This window comes from Andreprevotia sp. IGB-42 (assembly GCF_009848685.1).
In the GTDB taxonomy this organism is placed as follows: domain Bacteria; phylum Pseudomonadota; class Gammaproteobacteria; order Burkholderiales; family Chitinibacteraceae; genus Andreprevotia.
This window is the reverse complement of record NZ_WXTX01000001.1, coordinates 562,881-576,846: the sequence shown is the minus strand read 5'-3', so window position 1 is coordinate 576,846 and position 13,966 is coordinate 562,881. Positions and strand designations below refer to the sequence as shown.

Here is a 13,966-nt window from a genome sequence, read left to right as displayed (position 1 = left end):
CGCCGCTGGCGTAACCCCGGATACCTCCTTCTCCAACAATTCCCAATCCAGTCCACGCCCCTGAATGAATGAAGCACCGCTAGTGCCCCCAGCCCCCATCCGTATCACCGCCAGTAACCCGGCACCACGCGCGCCTGCTGGCAGCCGGCCAGTGCAATGGTTCAGCCGCGGCATGCTGTATGCGCTGCCGGTGGTGTTGCTGACGGTGATTCCGCTGATGGTGGTGCTGGCCGGCTTGTTCTCGCCGCAGCCGGAAATCTGGGCGCACCTGGGCGAATACGTGTTGCCCGGCGTGCTGAAAAACACTGCCATCCTGGTGCTGGGCGTGGGGCTGGGCGTGCTGCTGCTGGGCGTATCGCTGGCCTGGCTGACTGCGGTGTGCGATTTCCCCGGTCGGCGCGTGTTTGCCTGGGCGCTGATGCTGCCGCTGGCGATACCCGCGTATGTGCTGGCGTTCGTGCAGGTGGGTATTTTCGAGTTTACCGGCCCGTTGCAGAGCTGGTTGCGTGCCAGCTATGGCGACAGCCGCTGGGTGCCGGAAATCCGCTCCGCCTGGGGCGTGGTGCTGGTGCTGTCGCTGGCCTTCTATCCCTATGTGTACCTGCTGGCGCGCAACGCATTCGCCACGCAGGGCATGCGCGCGATCGAGGCCGCGCAAACGCTGGGCTACACGCGCTGGCAGGCGTTCTGGAAAGTGGCGCTGCCGATGGCGCGGCCCTGGATCGCCGGCGGGCTGTCGCTGGCGCTGATGGAAGTCCTGGCCGACTTCGGTGCGGTGTCCATCTTCAATTTCGATACCTTCACCACCGCCATCTACAAGGCGTGGTATTCATTGTTCAACCTGACCGCTGCATCGCAGTTGGCTGCATTGCTGGTGTTGCTGGTGCTGGTGCTGGTGGCGGTGGAGCAGCGCTCGCGCGGGGCGCGCGCGTACCAGGTCAAGAGCAGCCATGCCGAGCGCATCGTGCTGCGCGGCCGCAGCCGCTGGCTGGCCAGCGGCCTGTGCCTGCTGGTGTTCGTGCTGGCTTTCGCGCTGCCGGTGCTGCAACTGGTGATCTGGAGCGCTCGCGTATGGGCGGCAGATTTCGATGAACGCTATATCGGTTTCATCGGCCGCTCATTGCTCTTGGCCGCCATGGCTGCGCTGCTGGTCACCACGCTGGGTTTGCTGCTGGCCGTGACGCGCCGCCGCTACCCGGATGCCGGCACGCAGTGGCTGGCACGCGTGGCTACGCTGGGCTACGCAGTGCCGGGTACCGTGCTGTCGGTAGGCGTATTCATCCCGATTGCCTGGCTCGATAACGTGTTGCTGGCCTGGCTGGCGCCATTGGGTTACCACGACATTGCCATCTTCAAAGGCACGGTGGCGGTGCTGCTGCTGGCACTGGCCGCACGCTTCTTTGCGGTGGCGTTCCAGCCGATAGACAGTGGCCTGCAGCGCATCAGCCGCAGCCAGGAAGAAGCGGCGCGCTCGCTGGGGCTGACCTCGCGGGCGGTGATCTGGCGCCTGCACCTGCCGCTGCTCAAAAGCAGCCTGCTGTCGGCCGCGCTGCTGGTGTTCGTCGATGTGATGAAGGAAATGCCCATCACCTTGCTCACCCGGCCGTTTGGCTGGGATACGCTGGCGATCCGCGTATTTGAAATGACCTCCGAGGGCATGTGGGACCGCGCCGCATTGCCCAGCCTGATTATCGTATTGGCCGGCCTGCTGCCGGTGCTGTTGCTGATCCGCCAGAGTGAAAACCATGCCTGAATCCATCCCCATGCTGGCGCTGGACCAGATTTCGCTGCGCTACGGCGCGCACACCGTGGTCGAAGCGCTGTCGCTGCAACTGGCCGAAGGCGAAATCGGCTGCCTGCTCGGCCATTCCGGTTGCGGCAAGACCACGGTGCTGCGTGCCATTGCCGGCTTCGAGGCATTGACAGGCGGCAGCCTGCAGATTGCCGGTGCGCCGGTTGCCGGCAACGGCATTCACCTGCCGCCGGAGCAACGCCGCATCGGTATGGTGTTCCAGGATTACGCGCTGTTTCCGCACCTCACCGTGGCCGGCAATATCGGCTTTGGCCTCGGCAAGGCAGCCAACGCCGCGCAACGCGTGGACGAGCTGCTCGATCTGGTCGGCCTTGCTGGCCAGGGCCAACGCTACCCGCACCAGTTGTCCGGCGGTCAGCAGCAGCGCGTGGCGCTGGCACGCGCGCTGGCGCCGCAACCGCGCCTGCTGTTGCTGGATGAACCGTTCTCCAACCTGGATGTGGAACTGCGCGAGCGGCTGGCGCAGGACGTGCGCACCATCCTCAAGGCGGCAGGTACCACGGCGGTGCTGGTCACGCACGATCAGCGCGAAGCATTCGCGGTGGCAGACAAGGTGGGCGTGATGCTGAGCGGCGCCATCCGCCAGTGGGCCACGCCGTACGATCTTTACCACCAGCCGGCGGATCGCTACGTGGCGGATTTCATTGGCGAAGGCGTGTTGCTGCCCGGCACGGTGACTGGCCCGGCGTGCATCGACTTCGAGCTGGGGCAGATCTGCCGCACGGTGCCGCTGGCCTGCAATGGCGGCGGCAAGGTCGATGTGCTGATCCGCCCGGACGATATCCAGCACGACGATGCCAGTGATTTCAAGGCCACGGTGCTCAACCGTGCGTTCCGCGGTGCGGAGTTTTTGTACACGCTGGGCCTGCCTTCCGGCGCGCGCGTGTTGTCCCTGGTGCCCAGCCATCACGATCACCAGATCGGCGAAGCCATCGGTATCCGGCTGGAGCTGGATCACCTGATCGCCTTTCCGGCCAGCACGTAACGCACCTTCTGCTGCGGTGCAGCCCGCTTGCATGCAGAATGGCGTATTCCAACCGCATGGAGTGGCGCGCAATGCAATCGCGCAACGGTAGCCTGCTGCGCGCACGTGATGGTCACGAAGCGCGCGTTTCCTTTGTCGAGCTGTTTTTCGACCTGATCTACGTGTTTGCGGTCACCCAGCTCTCGCATCATCTGCTGGCAGACCTGACCTTGCCGGGCGCTCTGCAAACGCTGGTGCTGTGGTTTGCCGTGTGGCTGGGCTGGCAATACACCTGCTGGGTAACCAACTGGTTCGATCCGGATACCTTGCCGATCCGCGTGATGCTGTTTGCCATCATGTTGCTGGGCCTGCTGCTGGCCGCAGCGCTACCGCAGGCATTTGCCGAACGCGGGCTGATCTTTGCCTGCTGCTACGTGGCGATACAGGTGGGGCGTAGCCTGTTCGTGCTTTGGCACCTGGGACGTGGTCATGCGCTCAGCGCAAATTTCCAGCGCATCCTGTGCTGGTTGCTGATCTCGGCAGTGTTCTGGATTGCCGGCGGGCTGGTGCACGATATGTCGTTGCGCCTGGCGTTATGGGCACTGGCCGTGGCGTGCGAATACCTGTCGCCGATGACCGGTTTCCGGCTGCCCGGCCTCGGGCGCTCGCGCACCGAAGACTGGACCATCGAAGGCGGCCATCTGGCCGAGCGTTGCCAGCTGTTCGTGATCGTGGCGCTGGGCGAATCCATCCTGATCACCGGCAGCACGCTGGGGCATCACGCGCATTGGGATGCACCGCTGCTGATCGCCTTCCTGGTGGCGTTCATCGGCAGCCTGGCCATGTGGTGGGTGTATTTCGATACCAGCAGCAAGGACGGCAGCGAGGCCATCGTGCACGCGAAGGATGCCGGCCGCATCGGTGCTGCATTCCATTACGTGCACGTGATCCTGATCGGCGGGGTGATCGTGTCTGCAGTGGCCAACGAGCTGGTGATCGCGCACCCGGACGGGCATATCGCCACGCCGGAGCTGGCCGCGCTGATTGGCGGGCCGGCGGTCTACCTGCTGGGCAATGCACTGTACAAGAAAGTGGTTTATGGCCGTTTTCCGCTGTCGCATCTGGCCGGGCTGCTTGCACTGGCGGTGCTGGTGCCGCTCTCTTACCTGACTGACCGGCTGATGGTGGGCGGGTTGACCACGGTGCTGCTGGTGGGGGTGGCCGCGTGGGAAGCCTGCTCGCGGCGTGCCGTGCCCCGCGAGGCCCATGGACAGCACTGAGGGGCACCGGGTTGCGGGGGCGGGCAGGGCACCAGCCAGCTCCCGCCCAACCGGCTAGATGACGTAATCGGGCGCCTGCGGCTGACCAAGTGCGTTGTAGGCATCGTTGGCGCTGAGGAAGAGCTCGCCATCGAGTGCGGCCAGCACGCCGCCACGTTCCAGTTGTTCGCGTACCAGTGCCTTCACTTCCGCCAGATGGATGCGGATATGCCGCTCGCGCAGCGTCTGCTGCAGGCGGATCAGCCAGTCGGCACCGCTGTAGTCGACATCGTTCACCGCGGACAGCACCAGTACCAGTTCGTGCGCACCGGCGTGGCGTGCCAGCAGGTCGCTGAGCGCGCATTCCACATGGCGCGTGTTGCCAAAGTACAGTTGCTCGTCGATGCGCACCAGCACGATTTCCGTCTGCGTTTCCACCGCATAGCGCGCCACATTGCGGAAGTGCTCCGTTCCCGGTAGCCGGCCCACTTCCACCACCTGCGGACGGCTGGTGCGATAGATGAACAGCGCCAGTGACAGGACCACGCCCACTGCCACGCCTTCCACCGCACCCAGCGTGACGGTGGCCAGCAGCGTGGCCAGCAACGCGATGCCATCGCGGCGGCCAAATCGCCAGGTGCTGAGCAGCATGCGCCAGTCGATCAACCGCGCTGCGGCAATGATGATGGTGGCCGCCAGCGCGGCCTTGGGCAGCAGCGCCAGCCAGTCGCCCAGCCACAAGGTGGCCAGCACGATCCAGCCGGCGGTAAACACGCCTGCCAGCGGTGTTCGTGCACCGGCCTGCGCATTCACCGCGGTGCGGGAGAACCCCCCGCTGACCGGCAGCCCGCCCACGCAGGCCGCCGCCACGTTACTGGCGCCCAGCGCCACCAGCTCCTGATCCGGGTTGATGGTTTCGCGCCGCTGCAGTGCCAGTGTTTGTGCAATGGTGATGCTCTGCAGAAAGCCCACCAGGCCGATCAGCAACGCAGGCACGAACAGCGTGCGTGCCAGGCCAGCATCCAGCGCCGGCCAGTGCCAGTTGGCAAAGTCTGCCGGCAGATGCCCCAGGGTAGCGATATGCCCATGCTGCGCAGCCCACAGTGCCAGTGCAATCAGCACCAGCAAGGGCAGTATCCGCCCGGCCAGCAGTGCTTGCGTGGGCGAGCGCAGCCAGCGGCTGACGCCTTCGCCGGCCAGCGCCAGCAATGCCAGCGCGCACAAGCCAAACGCGGTGGAATCGGCCAGCAGTGGCTGCAGCTGCCCGGCGGCTATCAGCAGCGCAGTGCCACTGGTAAAGCCCGATACCACCGGTTGCGACAGGAAATAAGTGAGAAAACCCAGCCGCAGCACACCGAAGCCCAGCAGCAGCATGCCGGACAGCAACGCCAGCGCCGCAGCGGCCGCCAACGGCGGTATGCCACCCGCCACCAGTGGCGCCAGCGCGCTGGCGGTCATCAATGAGGTCAGCGCCATCGGCCCTACCGATTGCGTCATGCTGCTGCCCAGTACCGCGTACACCAGCAGGGGCAGGGTGCTGGCGTACAGGCCCGCCTGCGGTGGCAGGCCGGCAATCAATGCGTACGCCATGCTTTGCGGGATCAGCAGGATGGCGACGATCACACTGGCGCCCAGATCGGCCAGCAGCGTTTTGAGCGTGTAGCGGGGTAGCCAGCGCAGCATGGGCAGCCAGCGTTGCAGCAACATGCGGTGATCCGGTGAGGGCGTCGGGGCGTTCACGGGCGCATCCATCAGCGTTGCAGCATGCGATGGATGACCATGCCGGCCAGCATGGCCAGCAGGAATGGCAACACGGTCAGCTCCCCCAGCGCAGCGGCAACCACCGCCGGGCCGGGGCAGATGCCGGCCAGCCCCCAGCCCGCGCCGAATGCCAGGCTGCCCAGGATCAGTTTGCGGTCGATGATGGTGGCGCTGGGCAAGGCCATGGCTTCCCCCGTCAGCAGGGTGCTGCGCCGGCGGCGCGCCAGCCAGAACAGCGGCGTAGCCACCGCAATGGCTGCGGCCATCACCAGCGCCAGGCTCGGATCCCATTGGCCGGTGATGTCCAGAAAGCCCTGCACCTTGGCCGGGTTGACCATGCCGGAGATGATCAGGCCCAGCCCGAAAATCAACCCTGCCAGTAAAGCAATCAGATTGCGCATGGTGATGTCCTTATCCAGTGGCCAGCACATGGCGTAGCAGATAAACCGTGACGAAGCCCGCAGCCATGAAGCTGAGCACTGCCACCAGCGAGCGGGGCGACCAGCGCGCCAGCCCGCATACGCCGTGGCCGCTGGTGCAACCGCCTGCGTAGCGGGAGCCCACGCCAACCAGCAGCCCGGCAATGACGCTCCAGGCCGGGCTGGCTGCCAGCTGGAATATCGGTTGCGGCGCCCGCAGCAGGTAAAGCGGCGCGGCAAGCAACACGCCCAGCATGAATGCCCAGCGCCAGCGCTCGCCGGCCTGCACGCTGCTGCGCGCCAGCAGCCCGCCCACGATGCCGCTGATGCCGGCGATACGCCCGGCCAGCAGTGCAAGCAGCCCGGCTGCGGCGCCGATCAGCGCACCACCTGCCAGCGCAGACCATGGCGTGAAGCTGGCCCAGTCTATAACCATGTCATTGCTCCTTGTGGTGGCCCTGCACGACGGCGGGGGCAGCCGGCGCCGTGCAGTAAAGGTCGTACAGCACGCGCAGTACCGCCAGTACGTCGTGGCTGGCCAGCCGGTAGTAGATGCGCTTGCCTTCGCGCCGCGTATCCACCAGTTGCTCGTTGCGCAGCACGCCCAGTTGCTGGGAGAGCGTAGGCTGCAGTATGCCGGTGGCCGCTGCAAAATCGGCCACGCAGCGTTCGCCATCCACCATCTGGCACAGCAGCAGCAGGCGATCGGGATTGGCGAGCACCTTGAGTAGGGTGCTGGCACGGCCGGCGGATAAACGCAGCTGTTCAAGCTGGGCGGGTGAGAGCATGGCGGTGCATCGGGTTGGCTAGTGTTGAAATAATATATATTTATATATAATGTATGCAAGTAAATTGACCGGAGCCTGCATGCCCCACCTTTCCCAGCCACAGGTGCAGCCATTCTTCGATGCGCGCACCGGCACGTTCAGCTACGTGGTGTACGACCGCACAGGCGGCCATGCGGCCATCATCGATCCGGTGCTCGATTTCGATGCCAGATCGGCGCGTACCACGGCGCATGGCGCGCAGCAGCTCACCGCTTTCGTGCGTGAGCATGCGCTGCGGGTGAGCTGGATACTGGAAACCCACGCGCATGCCGATCATCTCTCCGCCGCGCAGTGGTTGCAGGGGGAGCTGGGCGGCAAGGTGGCGATCGGCAAACGCATTACCGAAGTGCAGCGCGTGTTCAAGGCGCTGTATGGCCTGGATGGCGGATTTGTGCCGGATGGCCGGCAGTTCGACGTGCTGTTCGATGATGAGGCGCTGTTTGCCATCGGCGATCTGCAGGCGCAGGTGCTGCCGGTGCCCGGTCATACGCCGGCCGACGTGGCCTACCTGATCGGCGATGCGCTTTTCGCTGGCGATACGCTGTTCCCGCCGGATGTGGGCAGTGCCCGCTGCGATTTCCCCGGTGGCGATGCCGGCACGTTGTACGATTCGGTGCAGACGCTCTATGCATTGCCGGGTGCCACGCGCTTTTTCGTCTGCCACGATTATCCTCCGCCAGCGCGGAGCGAAGTGCAGCCGCAAAGTAGTATTGCCGCGCAGAAAGCGGGCAATATCCACCTGGATGCATGTACCACGCGAGCCGGATTCGTGGCGATGCGCGAAGCGCGCGATGCCACGCTGGAGATGCCGGTCTTGATCCTGCCTGCGCTGCAGGTCAATATCTGTGCCGGCCGCCTGCCTGAACCCGCGGCAAACGGCACGCGTTATCTGAAAATCCCGCTGAATGCGGTTGGAAAGGAATCACCATGATCATTGCCTGCCCCCATTGCAACGCCGGAAACCGGCTGGAAGCACCACGGCTGAAAGAAGCGCCCAATTGCGGCGCCTGTCACGAGCCGCTGCTGTCCGGCAAACCGCTGATCGGCACCACCGAGAACGTGCCGGAAATCATCAAGCACGCCACCGTGCCGGTGGTGATCGATTTCTGGGCAACCTGGTGCGGCCCGTGCCAGGTGTTTGCACCGGCGTTTGCGTCGGCTGCCGAGTACTTTGGCAAGAAGGCCATATTCATCAAGGTCGATACCGATGCCGAGCAGGCATTGAGCGCGCAGTACCAGATCCGCAGTATTCCCACGCTGATCGCATTTGATCGCGGCCAGCAGGTCGAGCGCCTGAACGGCGCCATGTCGGCAGGGCAGTTCAAGGCGTGGGTGATGGGTTTTGTGGATTGATGGCTGGTTGCCATATCGGCTGATGCAGCAATGAAAAACGCCCGGTAAACCGGGCGTTTTCGTATTCTAGGCACGGCCAGTCAGGCATGGCCAGCAATCAACCTGCGCGCAGCTTGGCGGTCGGGCTGTTTTCCAGCCACTTGCGTACACGTGTGGCATCGCCGATGCGGGTGTATTTGCCGTTGGAATCGAGCAGGATCATCACCACCGGCGTGTCGTCGATGGTGGCCTGCATCACCAGGCAGCGGCCGGCTTCGTTGATGAAGCCGGTCTTGGAAATGCCGATCTGCCAGTCTTCGTCCTTCACCAGCGGATTGGTGTTACGGAAGATCAGCTCGCGCCCGGTGGCATTGGAGACGAAGCTGTATTCGCTCGACGTGGTGAAATGATGGATCTCCGGGTAGCCGTGCGCCGCCTTCACCATCAGCGCCAGATCACGCGGGGTGGAGACATTGTTGGGCGTGAGGCCGGTCGAATCATAGAAGCGCGAATTGCGCATGCCCAGCATGGCGGCTTTTTCGTTCATCTTGCGGATGAACAGGTCGCGGCCACCGGGGTAGGAGCGGGCCAGCGCGGCAGCGGCGCGGTTTTCCGACGACATCAGCGCCAGCAGCATCACTTCGGCGCGGGTGAGCGTGGTGCCCACGGTCAGGCGCGAGCTGGTGCCCTTCAGCGTATCGGTATCTTCATCGCTGATGGTGATCAGCTGATTCATCGGCAGGTGCGCATCCAGCGTCACCATCGCGGTCATCAGCTTGGTGATCGACGCGATGGGGGTGACGTTGTCGGCATTCTTTTCATAAATGACTTCGCCGCTGATTTCGTTGAGCACCAGCACGCCCGACGATTGCACGCCCGGGTGATCCAGCGTGCTTGGCAGTGTGGAGGTCTTGGCCACGCGCACGTTGTTGCGGGCACTGGCAATCGCGGTGCGCGCCACGGTGCTGCGCGGTTTGACCGCAGCTGCCTTGTTGCGGGTTACGTACGTGGTTCTGGCCTGCTGTTTGCCGGCCTTGGCGTTGCTTTTGGCAGTCGCCGTTTTCTTGCTGGCACTACTTGGGGATTTGGCTTGGGATTTGCTGGCAGCCTCGACTACACCAGGCAGCATCAGCGCCACGGCAGCAGTCAAAGTACATAGAAACAGAATCGGTCGGCGCATGATGAAAGCTCCTGGGTGCGCGCAAAGATCAAATTACCGTATGTGAATACGGGCTTGACCTTTATCAGATACTACTGATTCTATCGGAGCATTTTGAAAATGTCATGCAAAATCAAGTAGTACGGTGGCATTTGCAAAGTGCTTCTTTAAAAATTGCGCCAGCCTTTCGTCGACTGGTGGATTTTTTTACGTTGCAGTGCAACAATTTGGGTGCATGATTGACGTTTGTCTTGCCCGCATCCAAATCGATAATGGAGTTCCCGGTGTTGCCATCGACCTCGCTTGAAGCCCTTTTCCAGCAACTGAATGACGCCAATTCCCGTTGGTGGCAAAGCTGGGGACAACCCGTTCCGCCAGCTGCGCCAGCCACTGCCCCTTTCCTGCAAAGCCACGGCCTGCCTGCATCCTGGCTGGAAACGCATGCCGATTACTATCGCCAGCAACTTGATCTGTGGCTGGGCCTGATCGGCGCCAAACCGCTGGAACAGCAGATCGAACCGGAAAAAGGCGACCGCCGCTTCAATGCCCCCGAATGGGAACAACCGCTTTACGCTTATCTGAAACAGAGCTACCTGCTGAGCTCGCGCTGGTTGATGGATATGGTAGGCCAATCCCAGACCGATGAGACAGCACGCGAAAAGCTCGCGTATTTTACACGGCAATATCTGGACGCCATCAGCCCCACCAATTTTGCCATCACCAATCCGGAAGTATTGAAGCTTGCCATCGAATCCAAGGGCGAAAGCCTGCAGGAAGGCATGAAGAAGATGCTGGAGGACGTGCAGCGCGGCAGCATCACCATGACGGACGAAAGCCAGTTCGAAGTGGGCGCCAATCTTGCCGTTACGCCTGGCGCCGTGGTGTTCGAGAACGATCTGTTCCAGTTGCTGCAATATACGCCGAGCACTGCCAAGGTGTACGAAACCCCGCTGCTGATCGTGCCGCCTTGCGTGAACAAGTACTACATCATGGACTTGCAGCCGGATAACTCGATGGTGCGCTGGGTGGTCGGGCAGGGCCACACCACCTTCCTGGTATCGTGGAAATCCGTCGAACCCGAGCAAGGTCACCTGCAGTGGGATGATTACGTGCAAGATGGCGTGATCAAGGCTGCCGAAGTGGTGCGCGAGATCACCAAGCGCGAAAAGATGAACGTGCTGTCGTTCTGCATCGGCGGCGAGCTGGTATCCACGGCGATTCCGGTGATGCAGGCGCGCAATCTGGACTGGTTCGAATCGCTGACGCTGATGACGGTAATCATCGACCATACCGATCCGGGCGATATCAAGCACTTCATCGACTGGAGCATCATCCGCAAGCGCGAAGCGCAGCTGGCCGCGCAACCGGAAACCGGCGGCGTGGTATCGGGCAAGGAGCTGGCACGCACGTTTGCCGCGCTGCGCGCCAATGACCTGATCTGGAACTACGTGGTCAACAACTACCTGAAGGGCAAGACGCCGCCGCCATTCGACCTGCTGTACTGGAACAACGATTCGGCCAACCTGGCGCTGCCCATGCACACGTTCTTCCTGAAGAACATGTACCTGGAAAACAACCTGACCAAGCCGGGCAGCTTCAGCCTGTGCGGCGTGCCGATCGACCTGCGCCAGATCGAATTGCCCACCTATGTGTTTGCAGCGCGTGAAGATCACATCGTGCCGTGGCAGTCGGCCTATGGCACCACACGCATCTTCAAGGGCCCGCTGCGCTTCGTGCTGGGCGCTTCCGGCCACATTGCCGGCACCATCAACCCGGTAAGCACCAACAAGCGCAACTATTGGGTGAACGACAATCTGGCAGCCGAGCCCGCTGCATGGTTCGAGGGTGCCGAATCGCGTGCCGGCAGCTGGTGGCACGACTGGGCCGCCTGGCTGGTGCCGCACGCCGGCAAGGAAGTGGCCGCCAAAAAAACACTGGGCAGCGCCAAGTTCAAGCAGATCGAACCCGCGCCGGGCCGCTACGTGCGTGCTCGCCTGGGCTGATTGACCGGCAGGCGCCGCAGGTCGGCTGGTGCAAACCAATGCCTGCGTGCCTGCTCTCAACCGCAATGCTTGCAAAACCGGATTTGAAATTGCCGGCCGGCTCTTCTACAACGATCCGGCCAGCTCAATACCCTATCAATCAGGAAGAATCAGGAAGAACCTCATGACCGATATCGTCATCGTCGCCGCCCAACGTACTGCCCTCGGCAACTTCGGCGGCAGCCTGGCCAAAGTGGCCGCACCCGAGCTTGGCGCCATCGTGATCAAGGCGCTGCTGGAAAAAACCGGCCTGGCCGGTGACCAGATCAGCGAAGTCATCCTCGGCAACGTGTTGACCGCTGGCCTGGGCCAGAACCCTGCCCGCCAGGCACTGCGCCGCGCCGGTCTGCCCGATGCCGTGCCGGGCCTGACCATCAACCAGGTGTGCGGCTCCGGCCTGAAGGCGGTTGCCCTCGGCGTGCAGGCCATCTTGTCGGGAGAGAGCGATATCGTCATCGCCGGTGGTCAGGAAAACATGAGCGCCACCCCGCACCTGCTGCCGGGCTCGCGCGACGGTTTCCGCATGGGCAATACCCAGCTGATCGATTCCATGGTCTACGACGGCCTCACCGATGTGTACAACAACTACCACATGGGTGTCACCGCGGAGAATATCGCCAAGAAGCACAACATCAGCCGCACCGAGCAGGATGAACTGGCGCTGGCCAGCCAGCAGAAAGCCGCCGCCGCACAGGCAGCAGGGCGCTTTGCCGATGAAATCGTGCCGGTGACCATTCCGCAGAAGAAGGGCGATCCGGTGGTGTTCGAGCAGGACGAATTCATCAAGGCCAACGCCAGCATGGAAGGCCTCTCCAAGTTGCGCCCGGCTTTCGACAAGGAAGGCACCGTGACCGCAGGCAATGCATCGGGCCTGAACGACGGCGCTGCCGGCGTGTTGCTGATGACGCGTGAGCGTGCCGATGCACTGGGCCTCAAGCCGCTGGCGACGATCCGCGCTGCCGCTTCGGCGGGTGTGGACCCGGCACTGATGGGCTTGGGCCCCGTGCCGGCCACGCAGCGTGTGCTGGCCCGTGCCGGCTGGAAGCTCGATGACATCGACCTGATCGAGGCGAACGAAGCGTTCGCCGCACAGGCGCTGGGCGTGGCGCGTGAACTGAACTGGGACTGGAACCGCGTGAACGTGAACGGCGGCGCCATCGCGCTGGGCCACCCGATCGGCGCATCCGGCGCACGCGTGCTGGTGACGCTGCTGCACGAAATGCAGCGCCGCGATGCCAGGAAGGGTCTGGCAACGTTGTGCATTGGCGGTGGCATGGGTGTGGCGCTGGCTGTCGAGCGCTGATCTCGCCGGCCTGACCACTGTTGAAAAAGCAACGCCCTCCGCTGGAGGGCGTTGTTGTACCTGATACCTCGCCGCTGGGGGATGATTCAATCCCTGCGCTGGCGGGCCAGCCCGATCCGCGATGGTGCCCTGTTCCGGCGCCAGCCAGTATTCAAGCCCCGGGCCTTCCGGCTATGCGATCCACGATCAATCCGCTACTCGATTCATCATCATCCCACATCAATCCAATACCGCAGGAGTGCGCAATGCATCCCCTCATTTCGACCATAGAACTCATCAGCCAGCTCGGGCAGCCGGATCTGGTCATCGTTGATTGCCGGCATGATCTCGCCAACCCGGATGCCGGCCGCCAGGCCTATGGCATCAGCCATCTCCCCGGCGCCGTGTTCGCCCACCTCGACCATGACCTGTCCGGCACCAAGACCGGCAGCAATGGTCGTCACCCGCTACCTGATCCGGCTGCACTGGCGGGGTGGTTGGCCAGCCAGGGCATCGGCAACACCAGCCGGGTGGTGGCGTACGATGCATCGGGAGGCTTTTTTGCCGCACGCTTGTGGTGGCTGCTGCAGTGGCTGGGGCACGATGCGGTGCAGGTGCTCGATGGTGGCTGGGGTGCGTGGACGGCGGCGGGCCTGCCGGTGAACAACAAGGTGCCGCAGCCACAAGCCGCGCAATTTGCCTGGCAGGTGCAGGATGATGTGCTGGTCAGCATGGCGGACGTGCGCCGCAACCTGACCGAGCCGCAATTCCAGCTGGTCGATGCGCGCAGCCCGGATCGCTACCTGGGCCGTGGCGAAACTATCGATCCGGTCGGCGGGCATATCCCCGGCGCCAAGAACCGCTTCTTCCAGCATAACCTGGCGGCAGATGGCTGTTTCAAGAGCGCGGAGCAATTGCGTGCCGAATGGGCGGATGTGCTGGGCGATACCACCGCAGACGAGGTAGTGCACCAGTGCGGCTCCGGCGTGACCGCATGCCACAACCTGCTGGCATTGGCGGTGGCCGGCCAGCAGGGCGGGCGCCTGTACGCGGGATCGTGGAGCGAATGGTGCTCGCACGCGGATAACCCGGTCGCGCGCTGAGTGCT

Annotated in this window: 12 protein-coding genes and 1 pseudogene; 8 read left to right on the top strand and 5 right to left on the bottom strand. The window is 63.4% G+C overall.

Annotated features, from left to right (window positions below):
* The first annotated feature begins 82 nt into the window (after nt 1–82).
* The 3 genes from IGB42_RS02605 (at nt 83) to IGB42_RS02595 (ending at nt 4,057) form a co-directional block, all read left to right on the top strand.
* A complete protein-coding gene (locus IGB42_RS02605; protein WP_236822470.1) occupies nt 83–1,753 on the top strand; it encodes an iron ABC transporter permease in 1,671 nt (556 codons plus the stop codon).
* Entirely contained in the window at nt 1,746–2,798 is a 1,053-nt protein-coding gene (locus IGB42_RS02600; RefSeq protein WP_236822469.1) for an ABC transporter ATP-binding protein, read from the top strand. Before IGB42_RS02605 ends, IGB42_RS02600 begins: the two co-directional genes overlap by 8 nt.
* A 71-nt stretch (nt 2,799–2,869) precedes the next feature.
* On the top strand, nt 2,870–4,057 hold the full coding sequence (locus IGB42_RS02595) for a low temperature requirement protein A (RefSeq protein WP_159666204.1): 1,188 nt from the start codon (nt 2,870–2,872) through the stop codon (nt 4,055–4,057).
* A 54-nt stretch (nt 4,058–4,111) separates the two neighbouring features.
* Here the strand turns inward: IGB42_RS02595 and IGB42_RS02590 are convergent, their stop codons facing one another.
* The 4 genes and pseudogenes from IGB42_RS02590 to IGB42_RS02575 form a co-directional block, all read right to left on the bottom strand.
* Nucleotides 4,112–5,776, bottom strand: a complete 1,665-nt coding sequence (locus IGB42_RS02590) for a SulP family inorganic anion transporter (RefSeq protein WP_201799792.1) — start codon at nt 5,774–5,776, stop codon at nt 4,112–4,114.
* 11 nt (nt 5,777–5,787) lie between these two features.
* Nucleotides 5,788–6,198 carry a DUF6691 family protein gene (locus tag IGB42_RS02585; protein WP_159666202.1) on the bottom strand — a complete coding sequence of 137 codons (411 nt, stop codon included), beginning with the start codon at nt 6,196–6,198 and terminating at the stop codon, nt 5,788–5,790.
* 10 nt (nt 6,199–6,208) lie between these two features.
* Nucleotides 6,209–6,715: pseudogene (locus IGB42_RS02580) on the bottom strand (YeeE/YedE family protein); the annotation flags it as partial.
* A complete protein-coding gene (locus IGB42_RS02575) occupies nt 6,654–7,004 on the bottom strand; it encodes a metalloregulator ArsR/SmtB family transcription factor (RefSeq protein WP_159666196.1) in 351 nt (116 codons plus the stop codon). The gene IGB42_RS02575 and the pseudogene IGB42_RS02580, both read right to left, overlap by 62 nt.
* A 79-nt stretch (nt 7,005–7,083) precedes the next feature.
* Between IGB42_RS02575 and IGB42_RS02570 the strand changes: the two genes are divergently transcribed.
* Both IGB42_RS02570 and trxC read left to right on the top strand, forming a co-directional pair.
* Entirely contained in the window at nt 7,084–7,974 is an 891-nt protein-coding gene (locus IGB42_RS02570) for an MBL fold metallo-hydrolase (RefSeq protein WP_159666193.1), read from the top strand.
* The gene (gene trxC, locus IGB42_RS02565) at nt 7,971–8,396 is read left to right on the top strand and encodes a thioredoxin TrxC (protein ID WP_159666190.1); all 426 of its coding nucleotides are present in this window, start codon (nt 7,971–7,973) and stop codon (nt 8,394–8,396) included. The genes IGB42_RS02570 and trxC overlap by 4 nt, the downstream gene beginning before the upstream one ends.
* A 97-nt stretch (nt 8,397–8,493) precedes the next feature.
* On the opposite strand, the gene pbpG is transcribed toward trxC, so the two are convergent.
* Entirely contained in the window at nt 8,494–9,555 is a 1,062-nt protein-coding gene (pbpG, locus tag IGB42_RS02560; RefSeq protein WP_159666187.1) for a D-alanyl-D-alanine endopeptidase, read from the bottom strand.
* Between the two features lie 263 nt (nt 9,556–9,818).
* On the opposite strand from pbpG, the gene IGB42_RS02555 reads away from it, so the two are divergent.
* The 3 genes from IGB42_RS02555 (at nt 9,819) to IGB42_RS02545 (ending at nt 13,961) form a co-directional block, all read left to right on the top strand.
* Nucleotides 9,819–11,537 carry an alpha/beta hydrolase gene (locus IGB42_RS02555; protein WP_236822468.1) on the top strand — a complete coding sequence of 573 codons (1,719 nt, stop codon included), beginning with the start codon at nt 9,819–9,821 and terminating at the stop codon, nt 11,535–11,537.
* 163 nt (nt 11,538–11,700) lie between these two features.
* Nucleotides 11,701–12,879, top strand: coding sequence for an acetyl-CoA C-acetyltransferase (locus IGB42_RS02550; protein ID WP_159666181.1), 1,179 nt, complete (start codon nt 11,701–11,703; stop codon nt 12,877–12,879).
* A gap of 245 nt (nt 12,880–13,124) precedes the next feature.
* On the top strand, nt 13,125–13,961 hold the full coding sequence (locus IGB42_RS02545) for a sulfurtransferase (protein ID WP_159666178.1): 837 nt from the start codon (nt 13,125–13,127) through the stop codon (nt 13,959–13,961).
* The last annotated feature ends 5 nt before the right edge of the window (nt 13,962–13,966 follow it).